The organism is Microtetraspora sp. AC03309 (assembly GCF_020826795.1).
Classification (GTDB): Bacteria; Actinomycetota; Actinomycetes; order Streptosporangiales; family Streptosporangiaceae; genus Microtetraspora; species Microtetraspora glauca.
Genome location: NZ_JADDIL010000402.1, coordinates 1 through 554, shown reverse-complemented (window position 1 = coordinate 554; position 554 = coordinate 1). Strand labels below are relative to the sequence as shown.

1 protein-coding gene is annotated in these 554 nt (G+C 65.7%); it reads right to left on the bottom strand.

Annotated features, from left to right (window positions below; translation table 11 throughout):
• Positions 1-554, bottom strand: a 554-nt coding sequence (locus IMZ11_RS43555) for a serine hydrolase (RefSeq protein ID WP_228649560.1), incomplete at both ends; no start/stop codon positions are given.

Here is a 554-nt window from a genome sequence, read left to right as displayed (position 1 = left end):
GGCGTTGACCTCGACCGCGAACGTCTGGATATGCGGTGGATCTGTCGGTGTCAGGGAGAGAGTCACTTCGACCGCGCCACGGGCGCCGATCATTCGGTAGATCGCCTCAGTGGGCGATCGAACCTCGACTTCGTTCTGCCCCTTGTACTCACCAATCGCCTGCCGTGCGGCGGTGATGTCGGCGACCCGCTCGGCCAACGGGATGTCGAGGAGCACGTTGTCGGCGAAATCGGGCCCCTGCAACATCGACGGATCGGCGATGACGCGCTCGACCAAATCGATGGCTGACCGTAGATGCTCGGTGGGAAGCACCTCGGCGGCTGCTTCGCGTCGGCGCAGCAGCGCATCGAGTGCAGCCCGTGCGGGCGCTGCGACCGGAGCGTAGGTCCCATTGGCGAAGGCCACGATGCCGAGCCCGCTGGCCTGGTGCCAGCCCATGTACGAACCGAAACCCGGATAGCCGCCGGGATGCTGGCTGACAGTGCCGACGTCGGGGTCAGCCTCGACGAACAACCCGTACCCATAGCCGGACAGTCCCCACGGAAAGCCCTTGC